Source organism: Streptomyces camponoticapitis, assembly GCF_014646115.1.
GTDB classification, from domain to species: Bacteria; Actinomycetota; Actinomycetes; order Streptomycetales; family Streptomycetaceae; genus Streptomyces; species Streptomyces camponoticapitis.
The window spans coordinates 1-1376 of the sequence record NZ_BMMV01000065.1; the positions used below are offsets into that span (position 1 = coordinate 1).

1 protein-coding gene is annotated in these 1376 nt (G+C 68.5%); it reads left to right on the forward strand.

The genetic code is table 11. The features are described from left to right. Positions 1-1376, forward strand: a 1376-nt coding sequence (locus tag IEY79_RS37050; RefSeq protein WP_229701464.1) for an NF041680 family putative transposase, incomplete at both ends; no start/stop codon positions are given.

Here is a 1376-nt window from a genome sequence, read left to right on the forward strand (position 1 = left end):
CCTGATGCTGTCCGGAGGGAAGCGTTCGCGGAGGCGTCACGCTTCCGGGGCGAGTTCTACGAGTGTCTGACCGCTCGGCGCGACGAATTGTTCGAGTTGATGGACGCGGTGCTCTGTGCGGACGGTGCGGTGACGTCCCCGGTGGATTTGACGCTGTTGCCCGAGCATCGTCGTGGGCATGGAGCGATGTACGGCGGCTTGAACCGCGGGCGGATCGACGTCGACCAGCTGCGGTCGGTGCTGGCCGGGCTGTCGCTTCCTCGTTTCGATGGCGGGCGGCTGGTCCTGGCGGTCGATGTGTCGCCGTGGCTTCGCTCGGACGCGCCGTGCTCGGCGGAGCGGCTGTTCTGCCACGTCTACGGCCGCGCGAAGACGGCTTCGCAGTTCATCCCCGGCTGGCCCTACTCCTTCGTGGCCGTGCTGGAACCGGGTTCCACGTCCTGGACCGCGATCCTGGACGCCGTTCGGCTCGGCCCGGTGGATGACGCGACAGCGATCACTGCCGCACAGTTGAGGGGTGTGGTCGAGCGCCTCATCGCCACGGGCCAGTGGCAGGCCGGGGATCCAGACATCGTGATCGTCAGCGATGCCGGCTACGACGTCACCCGCCTGGCCTGGGTCCTGCGCGACCTGCCGGTCGAGCTGGTCGGCCGGGTCCGCTCCGACCGCGTGATGCGGCTGCCGAAACCACCGAGGATGCACGGCGTCAACGGCCGGCCACCCAAGCACGGTCCGGAGTTCCGGTTCACCAAGCCGGAGACCTGGCCCGAACCCGCGATCACCACGGTCACGGACACCACCAACTACGGCAAGGCCGAGGCCCAGGCATGGGACCGGGTCCACCCCCGGCTCACCCACCGCTCCTCCTGGCTCGATCACGACGGTGAACTCCCCCTGGTGGAGGGCACGTTGATCCGGTTGAAGGTCGAGCATCTGTCGAAGGACCGGGACGCCCCGCCCGTGTGGTTATGGTCCTCCAAGACCGGTGCCACCCCGGACGACGTGGATCGCTTCTGGCAGGCATTTCTCCGCAGATTCGATCTGGAGCACACCTTCCGCTTCGCAAAGCAGACCCTGGGCTGGACCACTCCAAAACTCCGTACTCCCGAGGCGGCGGACCGTTGGACCTGGATCCTGATCGTCGCTCACACCCAGCTCCGGCTCGCCCGGCCCCTCGCTGCAGACCTCCGCCGGCCCTGGGAGAAACCCACCGCCCCCGACCGGCTCACCCCGGCCCGAGTCCGCCGGGGGTTCAGGAACATCCGTGCTCATCTCGCCTGCCCGACCCGTGTTCCCAAACCCCGAGGAGCCGGCCCTGGGCGGCCACCCGGCACCAAGAACAAGCACCGGGCACCCCGCTACGAAGTCGGCAAGAC